Annotated in this window: 15 protein-coding genes; 12 read left to right on the top strand and 3 right to left on the bottom strand. The window is 69.6% G+C overall.

Annotation, left to right across the window (positions count from 1 at the left end; translation table 11 throughout):
• Positions 1-43: 43 nt before the first annotated feature.
• Positions 44-265 (bottom strand): DUF397 domain-containing protein, encoded by a 222-nt coding sequence (locus ACFVJQ_RS32140; protein WP_385789091.1) that lies wholly within the window; start codon positions 263-265, stop codon positions 44-46.
• The gene (locus tag ACFVJQ_RS32145) at positions 262-1,128 is read right to left on the bottom strand and encodes a helix-turn-helix domain-containing protein (RefSeq protein WP_385789093.1); all 867 of its coding nucleotides are present in this window, start codon (positions 1,126-1,128) and stop codon (positions 262-264) included. The genes ACFVJQ_RS32140 and ACFVJQ_RS32145 overlap by 4 nt, the downstream gene beginning before the upstream one ends.
• 191 nt (positions 1,129-1,319) lie before the next feature.
• On the opposite strand from ACFVJQ_RS32145, the gene ACFVJQ_RS32150 reads away from it, so the two are divergent.
• The 9 genes from ACFVJQ_RS32150 (at position 1,320) to ACFVJQ_RS32190 (ending at position 9,673) form a co-directional block, all read left to right on the top strand.
• Entirely contained in the window at positions 1,320-1,841 is a 522-nt protein-coding gene (locus ACFVJQ_RS32150; RefSeq protein ID WP_385789095.1) for an ATP-binding protein, read from the top strand.
• Positions 1,842-2,035: 194 nt separating this feature from the next.
• Positions 2,036-4,231, top strand: coding sequence for an AAA family ATPase (locus ACFVJQ_RS32155; protein WP_385789097.1), 2,196 nt, complete (start codon positions 2,036-2,038; stop codon positions 4,229-4,231).
• Complete coding sequence (locus ACFVJQ_RS32160; RefSeq protein WP_385789099.1) at positions 4,228-5,505, top strand: McrC family protein; 1,278 nt, start codon at positions 4,228-4,230, stop codon at positions 5,503-5,505. The genes ACFVJQ_RS32155 and ACFVJQ_RS32160 overlap by 4 nt, the downstream gene beginning before the upstream one ends.
• 81 nt (positions 5,506-5,586) lie before the next feature.
• Positions 5,587-6,747, top strand: a complete 1,161-nt coding sequence (locus tag ACFVJQ_RS32165; protein ID WP_385789101.1) for an SEC-C metal-binding domain-containing protein — start codon at positions 5,587-5,589, stop codon at positions 6,745-6,747.
• Between the two features lie 54 nt (positions 6,748-6,801).
• A complete protein-coding gene (locus ACFVJQ_RS32170) occupies positions 6,802-7,086 on the top strand; it encodes a type II toxin-antitoxin system Phd/YefM family antitoxin (protein WP_385789103.1) in 285 nt (94 codons plus the stop codon).
• 5 nt (positions 7,087-7,091) lie between these two features.
• Positions 7,092-7,478, top strand: coding sequence for a PIN domain-containing protein (locus ACFVJQ_RS32175; RefSeq protein ID WP_385789130.1), 387 nt, complete (start codon positions 7,092-7,094; stop codon positions 7,476-7,478).
• Positions 7,479-7,673: 195 nt separating this feature from the next.
• Positions 7,674-8,393, top strand: a complete 720-nt coding sequence (gene fabG / locus ACFVJQ_RS32180; RefSeq protein ID WP_385515873.1) for a 3-oxoacyl-[acyl-carrier-protein] reductase — start codon at positions 7,674-7,676, stop codon at positions 8,391-8,393.
• Positions 8,394-8,398: 5 nt separating this feature from the next.
• Entirely contained in the window at positions 8,399-9,166 is a 768-nt protein-coding gene (gene fabI, locus ACFVJQ_RS32185; RefSeq protein WP_385789105.1) for an enoyl-ACP reductase FabI, read from the top strand.
• A gap of 156 nt (positions 9,167-9,322) precedes the next feature.
• Positions 9,323-9,673 carry a hypothetical protein gene (locus ACFVJQ_RS32190; RefSeq protein WP_385515875.1) on the top strand — a complete coding sequence of 117 codons (351 nt, stop codon included), beginning with the start codon at positions 9,323-9,325 and terminating at the stop codon, positions 9,671-9,673.
• On the opposite strand, the gene ACFVJQ_RS32195 is transcribed toward ACFVJQ_RS32190, so the two are convergent.
• Positions 9,648-10,343 (bottom strand): FadR/GntR family transcriptional regulator, encoded by a 696-nt coding sequence (locus tag ACFVJQ_RS32195; RefSeq protein ID WP_224736321.1) that lies wholly within the window; start codon positions 10,341-10,343, stop codon positions 9,648-9,650. The two genes, ACFVJQ_RS32190 and ACFVJQ_RS32195, sit on opposite strands and share 26 nt — an antisense overlap.
• 81 nt (positions 10,344-10,424) lie before the next feature.
• On the opposite strand from ACFVJQ_RS32195, the gene ACFVJQ_RS32200 reads away from it, so the two are divergent.
• The 3 genes from ACFVJQ_RS32200 (at position 10,425) to ACFVJQ_RS32210 (ending at position 12,276) form a co-directional block, all read left to right on the top strand.
• Positions 10,425-11,726, top strand: a complete 1,302-nt coding sequence (locus tag ACFVJQ_RS32200) for a CynX/NimT family MFS transporter (RefSeq protein ID WP_385515876.1) — start codon at positions 10,425-10,427, stop codon at positions 11,724-11,726.
• A gap of 44 nt (positions 11,727-11,770) precedes the next feature.
• Positions 11,771-11,887 carry an SGM_5486 family transporter-associated protein gene (locus tag ACFVJQ_RS32205; protein ID WP_129797136.1) on the top strand — a complete coding sequence of 39 codons (117 nt, stop codon included), beginning with the start codon at positions 11,771-11,773 and terminating at the stop codon, positions 11,885-11,887.
• Positions 11,888-12,069: 182 nt separating this feature from the next.
• The gene (locus ACFVJQ_RS32210) at positions 12,070-12,276 is read left to right on the top strand and encodes a hypothetical protein (RefSeq protein ID WP_385515877.1); all 207 of its coding nucleotides are present in this window, start codon (positions 12,070-12,072) and stop codon (positions 12,274-12,276) included.
• Positions 12,277-12,295 lie beyond the last annotated feature (19 nt).

Genomic DNA, 12,295 nt, shown 5'->3' on the forward strand with positions numbered 1-12,295 from the left:
ACTTCGGTACCGCTGGGAGGCGACCGTTGGCGTACACGTCGGGTCAGAGCTCCCCGGAGATCACACCCTGGCGGAACGCGGCCCACTCGGACGCCGTGTACCGCAGCGGTTCGACCTCGGGCCGCTTCGAGTCACGTACGGCTTTGGCGCCGCCGGGGAGGTCGGTCACCTCGACGCAGTCGTGCTCCGCTCCGCTGGCGGAGGACTTTCGCCATATCGCGGTAGAGAGGTCGTAGGCGTACAGCTCAGCCTTCGCGTCGTTCACTTCCTGTGGCCTTCTTCCATGTGGGCGATCCGTGCGAGCGAGTCCTCCACCGAGAGGGCCGTGGCGCGGATGCGTTCGAAGGCTTTGGTGAAGGGTGCCGCGTCGTCGCCCTCAACGTATGCCGCGCCGCTGAGGTTTTCCAAGAGCACGACAACAGGCATGGGCTGGGGGAAATCGGCGAGGCTGAAACCGCCCAACATGCCGGGATGTGCTGTGCAGTCCAGCGGCATCAGCTGAACCGTGACATTCGGCATGTCGGCCGTGTCCAGCAGGCGTCGCAACTGCTCCCGCATGGTGGCCGGGCGGACGGCGAAGCGCTGAAGCAGCGCGGCTTCGTGAATGATCGCCCAGAGTTCGAGGGGCGAGCCGGGGCGGGTGAGTACTGACTGTCGGGCGAGCCGGACCTCCGCGAGTGCGGCGACTTCCTCCGGCGTCCGGAACGTCGTCACGCCGGCGATGGTCTCGCGCGCATACGCGGCGGTCTGCAGGAGCCCCGGGATGACCAGAGGGGACCACGCGCAGATCGTCTCCGCGTCGGACTCCAGGGAGATGTAGTCCGCATAGGACGGCGAGACGATCCCGCTGTAGGTCTGCCACCAGCCCTTCTTGCCCGCATCCCGTGCCAGGTTCTCCAGCGCGGTGCACACATCCGGATCGCTGATGCCGTACGCCTTCAGGAGGGCTGCCACGTCGCCGGGCCGGATGGCCTGGTTGGCGCTCTCGATCTTCGAGAGCTTCGGCCCTTTCCACCCCATGGTGGCTGCGGCGTCGTCGAGCGTCATCCCGGCGCCGTTGCGCAGGCGCCGCAGCGTTGCTCCGAGACGCCTGCGGCGGACGGTCGGAACCAGCGGAGAGTTGGGCATGTCGGCAGTCTTGCACGACCAACTCGGCTGTTGACTCCAGTTCCTGGTGCTGGTTCACCAAATCGGGTAGAAAACTTGCGACCTCGGGGGGAAGTGGTCACCATCGGGAGGGTGCTGCGACGCCGAACACGCAAGTACGCAGCGCGACTTGGCCCAACGCGCACCCGCGCACATCCCAGGCCGGAGGCCCCATGCCCGACCCCACCCCCCTTCCCGCCGCCACCCACCACCGCGCCCCCGACGAAGACACCGACCCCCGACTCCTCCACCCCCTCCCTCCGCCCGCCCCGGGCCTCTACCTCCGCCACCGCAACCAGGGCTTCGCCGCGCACATCAGCGCGTCGGCCCACGCCTTCCGCCTCCTCCGAGGACTGACCGTCAAGGTGCTGGCGGACTACGGCGCCGACGCCGAGGCGGCCGAGGCGGCGCAGCTGATCGTCTCGGAGCTGGTCGGCAACTCGGTGCGGGCCTGCGGGGATCACGTACCGCTGGTGGTGGAGGTGTACGTGGCCGCGTTCGGGATCGCGGTCAACGTCCACGATCCGGACCCGCGCGTGGTGCCGAGACGACGGGGGACCGAACTGCACGACCCGGAGGCCGAGTCGGGGCGCGGTCTGGGGCTGCTGGATCTGCTCGCACCGGGATGGCATGTGTGCCGGTCGCCGATCGGGAAGCAGATCCGGTGCCGGGTGCCGACGGGCTGCCCGGCCTGATCGGCCGAGCCCATGCCGTAAGCGCCTCAGGGCGGCCTTAATGGGGCTGACCTTGCGAAAACAATCACGGACGGATGATTGTCAGTGGCCGCCGATATCTTGTACTCACTGGCAATTGATCTCGCGGGACCAGTACGAGGACGAGCCGGTTCGAGACGGGACGGGCAAGAACAGGCAAGGGCAAGGGGGAGTCCATGACCACCGCATTCGACCTGACCGTACGCGTGGTGCAGGTGGCCGCACGGATCCTGGCGCGGCAGCCGGAAGGGCACGGCCTCGCGTTCCGCCGTGTCTGGGAGCTCGTTCAGGCGGAGGACCCGGAGCTGGAGTCCGACTGGCACGCGGCCTTCCCCGAGGTGGAGACCGCGGTCGAGAAGCGGCTCCGCTACGAGAGCATCAACCTGGGCAAGGCTGGCTGGCTGCGCAAGACCGGACGGCAGTGGCGGCTCACAGGTCCCGGCCGCAAGGCGCTCGAAACCTACGACGCGGCGGACTTCCTCGCCCAGGCCCGGAGCTCCTACGGCTACTGGGACAGTGAGCGCCCGGCCTTCGAAGGCGTCACAGAGACCCTCGCGGCGCTTCCCGACACCGGCAAGTGGATCCGGGCCGACGATCTGGCGGAGCACCACGGGCTGGACGCGGATTTCCTGCTGCCCTGGCTGCAAGGGCCTCGGCCCGAGGGCTGGCACCTCGTCCTCGGTACGGACGGTGAGGTCCCCGAGGAACTCGGACTCTCTCCCGTGGAACTCGACGAGTGGCGCAACCTGCTCGTGCGGGACGGGGTGTACGACGAACCCGCGTCCAGCGCGAGCGCGGTACGCGCGCTGCTCGACCGCGTCCTTGAACCTTCGGAGCTCAAGGACCTGGTTCCCGCGCGGGGTGACACCACCGTCGAGGCGGAGCCGCCGCGCCGCGCCTGGCTGGTCCGCGGGGACGACAGCCGGGGCAACAGTCTGATCAACGGGCTGTGGCAGGAGAAGGGGATCTGTTCAATGCCCGCCGACCGGCTGCCGACCCTCGACGAGGGCGCCACCCCCGAGCAGGTCCGCGAAGTCGTCGACGAGGCGTACTCAAGTCTGGGCCAGAGCCTTCGCGCGCAGACCGCCGCGGAGTTCCACACCTTCCTGTCCCGTATGCGGGAAGGCGACATCGTGGTCACCACCGACGGCACCGACACCTACCTGGGCACGGTCACCGGACCCGCCCGGCAGGTCTCCGGAGGCGGCGGCGCAACCCTCCAGCGCACGGTGACCTGGAACAACCTGGACGCCCCCTTCGACCTGTACCGGCATCTGCCGAGGGAGATGGAGGGCCCGCTCGGCAACCCTGATCTACGTCTGGTCGAACTGACCGAGTTCACCGGGGACTTGGAGGTACTGCTCGACGAGGAACCGGACCAGGCGCCCACGGAGGGCTCCGAGGCGGCGGTGCTCCCCGACGCGCCCCAGTCGCTCGCCGACGAGCTGACCATGGAGGACCCGTCCTGGCTCCAGGAGTGCGTCGAACTGCTCAGGGACCGGCCCCAGCTGATCTTCCACGGACCGCCCGGCACCGGCAAGACCTACACAGCGCTCGCACTGGCCCGCCACCTCACCGGAGGGCGCGAGGCCAACTTCCGCCTGGTCCAGTTTCACCCGGCCTACTCCTACGAGGACTTCTTCGAGGGCTTCAGGCCGAGGGCGGTCCGCTCTGCGCCCGCCGACGGCAAGGGCACCCGGGACGGCCGAGGCCAGACCGACACCGGCTCCGGCATCGCCTTCGACCTCGTCGAAGGTCCCCTGAAAAGGCTGGCCAACGCCGCCCGCCGACGCCCCGCCGAGGTCTTCGTGCTGGTCATCGACGAGATCAACCGGGGCAACCTCGCGAAGGTCTTCGGCGAGCTCTACTTCCTCCTCGAATACCGCAAGGAGTTCGTCCACCTCCTCTACGGCTCCGACGAGGGACGCCGCTTCCGGCTCCCGCCAAACCTGGTGATCCTCGGCACCATGAACACCTCCGACCGTTCCATCGCTCTGATGGACGCGGCTATGCGCCGGCGCTTCTCCTTCATGGAGCTCCACCCGAGCACCGATCCGACTGCCTCCATGCTGTCCCGCTGGCTGGAGAAGAAGGAACTGTCCCAGGAGACCGCGCTGCTCCTCGACGCCCTGAACGAACGCATCGGCGAAAACCCCTCCGGCGACCGGGACTTCCGCATCGGACCCTCATACTTCATGCGGCCCGCCGTGCACACCGGCCCGGCGGCGCTCGAACGGCTCTGGCGGACCCAGATCCTGCCCCTCCTGGCCGACTACCACTGGGGCGACGACATCGACATCAACGCCCAGTACGGCCTGGATTCGCTGCGCGAAGAGCTGCCCAGTGACGAACCGCCCCAGGCCGACGCATGACCACGCCTTCCGACCTCGCCCGCATCGACATCACCGAGGGCGACCCCTGGAGCACCTGGACGCTCACCCCGGGACAGGCACACGTCCTGACGAGCGAGCGCGCCTCGAAACTCGTCGACATCAAACCCGCCGGACGACAGAAGAACGGCACCCGGGACCGCTACGAGCTGCGTGCCAAAGCCATGGTCGGGGGAGTCAGACTCGGCGGCGTCGACTCCGCCGTACAACTGCGCATCGCCCCCAAGATCCCCGTGGACCGGCTCCTCTACCTCCTGGCCTACGCCGCGGGACACGCCAAATGGTCGGACGAGCCCGTGGAAGCCGGGGCCCGCCACGAGCTGCTGCCCGCCGTCGGCTACGCCTTCACCGAGGCCGCCGACCGTGCGCTCCGGCCCGGCGTACTCCTCGGATACCGCGAGGTCGACGACACCCTCCCGATGCTGCGCGGCCGACTGCGCGCCCCCGCGCAGCTACGCCGCCGCCCCGGCCTCGCGCTCCCGCTGGAAGTCACCTACGACGACCACACACCCGACATCGGCGAGAACCGCATCCTGCTCGGCGCCGCTCGCCGACTCGTCACACTCCCCGGCCTCGACCCCACCCTCAGGGCCAGGCTGCGCAGAGTCGTGGCCCAGCTGGACGGAGTCACCGCCCCACGGCCGGGAGCACCGCTGCCCGCCTGGACGGCAACTCGACTCAACACCCGCTACCAACGGGCCCTCGGCCTCGCAGAACTGATCCTGCGCGGCGCATCCTACGAACTCGACGACGGCCGCCGCGTCCTCGTCGACGGCCTGCTGCTGGAGATGTGGCGAGTCTTCGAGACGTTCCTCGCCACCGCGCTGGGAGAGGAACTCCAGCGCCGCGCCGGCGGCCGTGCCGAGCCCCGCGACCGGGACCACCACCTCGACCTGGGCAAGAAGGAGCTGCTGAAGCCCGACCTCATCCACTATCTGCCACCCGCTGACGGCCGCCGTCGGCTCGCCCCGGCGATCATCGTCGACGCCAAGTACAAGGACGGCACCAAACGGGCCGACCTGTACCAGATGTTCGCCTACTGCGTACGCCTCGGGATCGCCGAAGGACACCTCGTATCCGCCGCCGGGAACGAGAACCTCATGGAGATACCCGTGGCCGACAAGGTGATCCGGCTTTACCGCCATGTCGTCGACCTCTCCCTGCCGTACCGGGAGTTGCGTGCCCGAATAGGGGAGCTGGCCGATGTTCTGCTCCGCATCCGGACGGAGTCGGCGACTCCGTCCCATGACTCCTGACGGGCTCCCGAGTTCCCGAGTACGTGCTCACCCCTGAGAGGGAATGCGGGCTCCCTTTACGTGCCGCTAAGTTGAGAGAGCATGTCCAGCAAGCGCCACCCCAGGAAGACAAAGCCGAAGGCCCAGGCCCGCCGCAAGCACTCGTCTCAGCCCGCCTCCCGTTTATACGCCTCCGGTGCGGAAGCCGCCGTCGCGATGGAGGAGTCGGCCAACGCGTATCTGGAATTCCCGGAGGAAACCCTTCTGGAGGCCGCGAGTCAATGGACCCTGGCCAAGGAGTTCCACCGGGCACTCGCCATCTATGACCGACTGCTGGAGGCGGGGTGCGAGGAGCCGGAGATGGTCAGGGCGTACCGGGCTGAGGCACTCTGGGACATGGGCCGGGTCGACGCGGCTCGGGAAGTGATCGCTGGTCTGCGAGCGCGCCATCCCGAAGAGGCCGGATCTTGGCACTACGTGGCCGAACTGCTGGAGTCGAACGACGAACCCCGGGCGGCCGTGGAGTGGTTCACCGCCGGGATCACGCACGCGCTCAGCCCGAGCACTCCGCTCACTCCGGCATCCGTGGCAGGAGCCGAGCGCGCGATGGCGGTCGAGCAACTGGTCGGGCACGACGACTGCGAAGACCTCGCAGACGAGCTGCACGAGGCCCGCGCGTCCCTGGTCGGCGCGGCACGCCTGCTGGACGAACTGCACGATCCGAGACGGCAACGCGCCACCTGGGAGAGCGACCCGGAGGCCATGGAGGACGAGATCAACGCCGTGCGGCAGGAGGCCGCGGCCTACCACACGGCCCCAGCCCAGCCCCGCACGACCTGCGTCTTGTTCTGGCCGCCGGAGGAGTTCGTCCGGCTGCTTCAGCGCTGGCCGAAGGCCGCGAGGGGTACGGCGACGACCATGCCGGTCATCTGTGACAGGTCGAGCAGACCCTGCGCGAGCTGTCGGACCAGGGCGCCACGCACCTGGCGGTCGGCCGGGCCACGGTGGACGGACTGGAGACGCATGTGGCTGCAAACGGTGGATCGCCCGATTACGTCGACCGCCCAGTCCGGCTACGCGGCCGAACTGGCCCGCCGGGGGCAGGTCACAGACTGGCCTCCGCCCCGGAATGGGCCCTGCTGGTGCGGTTCGGAGCGCAAGTACAAGAAGTGCTGCGGAAACCCGGCGTCGGCGTGGCCGGCCAACGAGGCGGCGGAGCAGGATCCGGGAGATGCGGGTACCGTGCAGGCGATGTGGGCATAATGCCTGTGAAGTAGGCACATCTCTGTGCCGGGCCCGGCCCGCAGGGAGGCTCCCGTGAGCACCGTCTCCGTCCGCGAGTTCTCGTACAACCCCAGCGCGATCTTCGCGCGCGTCGAGAAGGGCGAGACCGTCCAGGTCACCCGGCACGGCAACGTCATCGCCATACTGACGCCGGCCAACGGGCCCATGGAGCGGTACGCGCATCTGGTGGCGCAGGGGAGGATCAAGCTGAAACCGACGACCGCCGCCGACCGGCACGGCATGCCGCGCTACGACGTGCCGGAAGGCGTGGATCCTCTGGCCGTCCTGCTCGCCGAGCGGGAGGAGGACGACCGTTGATCTACATGGACTCGTCGGCGTTGATCACCTGGATGTCACGCCGCAGCCCCTGGGCGGATCTCGACACATTTCTCGACGAGCACGCGACCCTTCCCTTGTGCACCAGCACGCTCGGGTTCGTCGAGACGGTTCGCACACTGGACCTCGTCGGCAGCTTCCCCAAGGCCATGGAGGACCTAGAGGAGCGGGTGACGGAGATCCTTCTGACCCGCGAGGTGAGAGAGGGCGCGGCGGCTCTGCCCGGCCGTATCCGGACCCTGGACGCCGTACACGTGGCCAGTGCCCAGTCGCTCGGCGATCAACTCACCGCCCTGGTGACGTACGACCGGCGAATGCTGGACATCGCCCGCCAAGTGGGCCTGGCCGCCCACGCCCCCGGCCTGGTGGACTGACCACCGTGGATCAGGGCCCGCCCGTCTGGCGGATCAGGGCCCGCCCATCTGTAGGAACCCGACAGTGAGTCCCCCAAGCCACTGTCGGTGCCCGAATGTCCGCGCGTGGAACTGGACCGATAGGTTTCAGAAGAAGCCGCCTGTCATCCAGGTGTTCGGGCGGGGGCATCAGACCGCTATCGAAAGGGTGATCCGTTGAGCCGCTCGGTTCTCGTCACCGGAGGCAACCGGGGCATCGGCCTCGCCATCGCCCGCGCTTTCGCCGACGCCGGCGACAAGGTTGCGATCACGTACCGTTCGGGGGAGCCGCCGGCCGCCCTCACCGAATTGGGCTGCCTTGCCGTCAAGTGCGACATCACCGACCCCGAGCAGGTGGAGCAGGCCTACAAGGAGATCGAGGCCGAGCACGGCCCCGTCGAGGTGCTGATCGCCAACGCCGGCATCACCAAGGACCAGCTCCTGATGCGCATGTCCGAGGAGGACTTCACCTCGGTCATCGACACCAACCTCACCGGCACCTTCCGCGTCGTCAAGCGTGCCAACCGGGGCATGCTGCGCGCCAAGAAGGGCCGCGTCGTCCTGATCTCCTCGGTCGTCGGTATGTACGGCGGCCCCGGCCAGGCGAACTACGCCGCCTCCAAGGCCGCCCTGGTCGGCTTCGCGCGTTCCCTCGCCCGTGAGCTGGGCTCGCGCAACATCACCTTCAACGTCGTCGCGCCCGGCTTCGTCGACACCGACATGACCAAGGTGCTCACCGACGAGCAGCGCGCCACCATCGTGTCGCAGGTGCCGCTCGGCCGGTACGCGCAGCCCGAGGAGGTCGCCGCGACGGTGCGGTTCCTCGCCTCGGACGACGCCTCGTACATCACTGGAGCCGTCATCCCCGTAGACGGCGGACTGGGAATGGGTCACTGATCACCATGAGCGGAATTCTCGAGGGCAAGCGCGTCCTGATCACCGGTGTGCTGATGGAGTCCTCCATCGCCTTCCACGCCGCCAAGCTGGCCCAGGAGCAGGGCGCCGAGATCATCCTGACCGCGTTCCCGCGGCCCACGCTGACCGAGCGCATCGCCAAGAAGCTGCCCAAGCCCACCAAGGTCATCGAGCTCGACGTCACCAACGACGAGCACCTCGGCCGCCTGGCCGACATCGTCGGCGAGGAGCTCGGCGGCCTCGACGGCGTCGTGCACTCCATCGGTTTCGCCCCGCAGGACGCGCTCGGCGGCAACTTCCTCAACACGCCGTTCGAGTCGGTCGCCACGGCCATGCACGTCTCGGCGTACTCCCTGAAGTCGCTGACCATGGCATGCCTGCCGCTGATGCAGAACGGCGGGTCGGTCGTCGGCCTCACCTTCGACGCCCAGTTCGCCTGGCCGCAGTACGACTGGATGGGCCCGGCCAAGGCCGCCCTGGAGGCGACCAATCGCTACATGGCGCGGGACCTGGGCAAGCAGAACATCCGCTGCAACCTGATCTCCGCCGGCCCGCTCGGCTCGATGGCCGCCAAGTCCATCCCGGGCTTCAGCGACCTGGCCGCCGTGTGGGACACCCGCTCCCCGCTGGAGTGGGACCTGAAGGACCCGGAGCCGGCCGGCCGCGGCATCGTCGCCCTGCTGAGCGACTGGTTCCCGAAGACCACGGGCGAGATCATCCACGTCGACGGCGGCCTGCATGCCATCGGCGCCTGATCACCGCTGATCAAGGGCTCGCATCCCACCGGGTGCGGGCCCTTCGCGTGTCCCCCGTTCGGCCCATCCGGCCGGGCGGGGGCGGGCCACAACCGGGCACGCTGGAGTTCGCGTTCACCACGCGTCCCTCCCCAGCACGGCCGAGGAGGTCCCCTTGTGCGCCTGTACCGCAGCCCGGCCTCAGTGACCGTCGCCGTAGCCCTCCTCCTGCTTCTTCCGTACGACGCGATGCCCCACGCGCGCGTGCCGGCCGACGAACCGACGGCTGCGCCCTTCGGCGCCGAGTGCCGGACGAGCATCCAGGGCTCCCATGTGGTGGCCCACTGCCACAATCCCTACGTGGACACCGATCGCGTCCAACTGCACATCGAATGCGACCGTTGGTGGGACATCGACACCGACAGCGCCCCTGTCGACGCCGGGCCCGCGATGACCGTGCGGCTCACCGGCCGCTGCTGGAAGGAAGTCGCCTCGGTGTGGGTCAGCCACCAGAACCGGGGGAGCTGAGCCGGCCCGGACGGCACTGGAACGGGTAGCCCGCGGCCTCGGTCGCCGCCGTCTCGGCGTCGCCCGCGCGGATGGCGTCCAGGAGCCGCGTGTGGTCCATGTACGTCTCCGGCGTCAGCTTCTCGCCGACGTCCTCGCGCAACCAGTCCCGCAGCACCTCGCCCAGGTCCGCGTACATCGCGGTCATGACGTCGTTGTGGGAGGCGGCCACCACCGCCAGGTGGAAGGTGGCGTCCGCTGCCACGAACGCCTCCGTGTCACCCGACTCCCAGGCCTCCTCGCGCCGCCGCAGCAGCGCGTCGAGCTGCTTGAGGTCCTTCTCGGTGCGCCGCTCGGCGGCGAGCTTCGCGGCGGCCGACTCCAGCGCGGAACGCAGCTCGGCGATGTGCCGCGGGTCTGCGCCCGCGAAACGGCGGTGCATCACGCCCGCCAGCTCGCTGGTCGCCACGACGTACGTGCCGGAGCCCTGGCGGATGTCCAGCAGGCCGTTGTGCGCCAGCGCCCGGACGGCCTCGCGGACCGTGTTGCGGGCGACGCCGAGCTGCTCGACCAGTTCGGGCTCCGTCGGGATGCGGGAGCCGACCGGCCACTCGCCCGAGGCGATCTGGTTGCGCAGCTCGGCGATGACCTGCTCGGACAGTGCCGAACGGCGGGGGTGGCTCAGGGGCATGGCACACCTTCGCACGGAACGGGCGGCAGCGGACCGCAGAGGGATGGACAGCCAATCATCCCATGATTCTATGATGGACCTATGGCAGCGAGCGAGGAAACCCGAACGAGGACGCACCCGGACGTAAGCGGTCCGGCAACCAGCCCGCCGGCGACGGTGGGGGAGAGGTCCCCCGCGCGCGCGTGGACCATGCGCCTGGTCGTCCTCGGCATCGTCCTCTCCGCGCTGAACCTCCGCCCCGCCATCACCAGCCTCGGCGCGCTCCTCGAAGAGGTCCGCGACGGGCTCGGCATGAGCGGCAGCGTGGCCGGCCTGCTCACCTCGGTACCGCCGCTCTGCTTCGCCGTCTTCGGCGTCATGGCACCGCGGCTGGCCCGCCGCTTCGGCCCCGGCGCCGTGGTCTGCGCCGGCATGGCGGCCATCACCGCGGGCCTGATCGTCCGGCCGTACACGGGCGGCACGGCCGGTTTCCTGGCCGCCAGCGCCCTCGCCCTCATGGGCATCGCGGTCAGCAACGTGCTGATGCCGGTCATCGTCAAGCGCTGGTTCCCGGACCGGGTCGGCTCGATGACCGGCCTGTACTCGATGGCGCTCGCCCTCGGCACCTCGGCCGCGGCCGCGGTGACCGTGCCCATGACCGAGGTGCTGGGCGGCAGTTGGCAGTCCGGGCTCGCACTCTGGGCCGTTCCGGCCGCGGCGGCCGTACTCCCGTGGATCGCCCTGGTACGGGACCGGAGGGCGACGTCCGCCGGAGAGGCGGCCGACCGGCAGGAGCACGCGCGCGAGGACGCTCCCGCGCTGCGGATCACCCGGAGCCGCACCGCCTGGGCCCTCGCCGTCTTCTTCGGGCTCCAGGCCACTGCCGCCTACATCACCATGGGCTGGATGGCCCAGATCTTCCGCGACGCGGGCGTCGCCGCGGGCACGGCCGGGCTGCTCCTCGCCGTCACCATGGTGATGGGCGTGCCGCTGGCCTTCGTCATCCCCCGGCTCGCCACGCGACTGCCCCAGCAGGGGCCGATCGTGCTCGCGCTGGGCGTCTGCGGACTCGCCGGTTACGCCGGCCTGTACTTCGCGCCGGCCGGCGGCGCCTGGGCCTGGGCCCTGCTGCTCGGCGTGTCCAACTGCGCCTTCCCGCTGGCCCTCACCATGGTCGGGATGCGCGCCAGGACGGGCGCGGGCGTCGCCCAGCTGTCGGGCTTCGCACAGAGCACCGGCTATCTGATCTCCATCCCGGGGCCGCTCCTGGTGGGCGTGCTCTACCAGCACAGCGGCGGCTGGGGGCTGCCCATCGCCCTCATGGCCGGCCTGATGATCCCCCAGATGGCGGTGGGGGTCCTCGCGGGCCGCAACCGCACGGTGGAGGCGGAGGCGGCCCGCTGACCCCCGGCGGAGGAGACACGGGCACAGGGTGGGAGACTTGCCGCATGCCAGTGCTCGATCCGAACCCCCAGAACGGCCAGAAGAAGATGCTGCTCGTCTTCGGCTCGTTCTTCGCCATCTTCGTGATCATCGCCATCGTGGCGTCGATCGCCGCCCCCTGACACCCCTCAGCCCTCACCCCCTAAGGGATGGTGGGGCTGGCCCCACCATCCCTTAGGGGGTGAGGGTCAGGGTCAAGTGGGTGGATCACCGGATGGGTTGGCGGCTCTTGTTTCCGTAGCTTCGAACTGTGGCCGCGCGACGCGGGACCACGACCCATCGAGGACGGACCCACGGAGGCATCATGTCGGCCCGCACGCACACCCGGCCCCACCCGGCGACCACGGGCCGCGTCGACATCCGGCTGCCCTGGTGGGCCCTCGCCCTGCCGATAGTCGCCTTCGTCGCGCTGCTGGGCCTCATGCTGAACCCCTCCGACGCCCACGCGGCGACCGGCGAGCCCGCCATCACCCACCTCGTCGAGCGTGCCCACCAGCTGATGACCCGCTGAGCACGGGCGAAGCCGCCCG

It is taken from the genome of Streptomyces sp. NPDC127197, assembly GCF_042672405.1.
GTDB lineage: Bacteria > Actinomycetota > Actinomycetes > Streptomycetales > Streptomycetaceae > Streptomyces > Streptomyces flavusporus.

Coding starts and splice junctions, on each gene's coding strand:
- ACFVJQ_RS32160 (WP_385789099.1), top strand. CDS start 4,228: ATGACCACGCCTTCCGACCTCGCCCGCATCGACATCACCGAGGGCGAC.
- ACFVJQ_RS32195 (WP_224736321.1), bottom strand. CDS start 10,343: ATGCCCCTGAGCCACCCCCGCCGTTCGGCACTGTCCGAGCAGGTCATC.
- ACFVJQ_RS32165 (WP_385789101.1), top strand. CDS start 5,587: ATGTCCAGCAAGCGCCACCCCAGGAAGACAAAGCCGAAGGCCCAGGCC.
- ACFVJQ_RS32145 (WP_385789093.1), bottom strand. CDS start 1,128: ATGCCCAACTCTCCGCTGGTTCCGACCGTCCGCCGCAGGCGTCTCGGA.
- ACFVJQ_RS32210 (WP_385515877.1), top strand. CDS start 12,070: ATGTCGGCCCGCACGCACACCCGGCCCCACCCGGCGACCACGGGCCGC.
- ACFVJQ_RS32200 (WP_385515876.1), top strand. CDS start 10,425: ATGGCAGCGAGCGAGGAAACCCGAACGAGGACGCACCCGGACGTAAGC.
- ACFVJQ_RS32205 (WP_129797136.1), top strand. CDS start 11,771: ATGCCAGTGCTCGATCCGAACCCCCAGAACGGCCAGAAGAAGATGCTG.
- ACFVJQ_RS32175 (WP_385789130.1), top strand. CDS start 7,092: ATGGACTCGTCGGCGTTGATCACCTGGATGTCACGCCGCAGCCCCTGG.
- ACFVJQ_RS32155 (WP_385789097.1), top strand. CDS start 2,036: ATGACCACCGCATTCGACCTGACCGTACGCGTGGTGCAGGTGGCCGCA.
- ACFVJQ_RS32150 (WP_385789095.1), top strand. CDS start 1,320: ATGCCCGACCCCACCCCCCTTCCCGCCGCCACCCACCACCGCGCCCCC.
- fabI (WP_385789105.1), top strand. CDS start 8,399: ATGAGCGGAATTCTCGAGGGCAAGCGCGTCCTGATCACCGGTGTGCTG.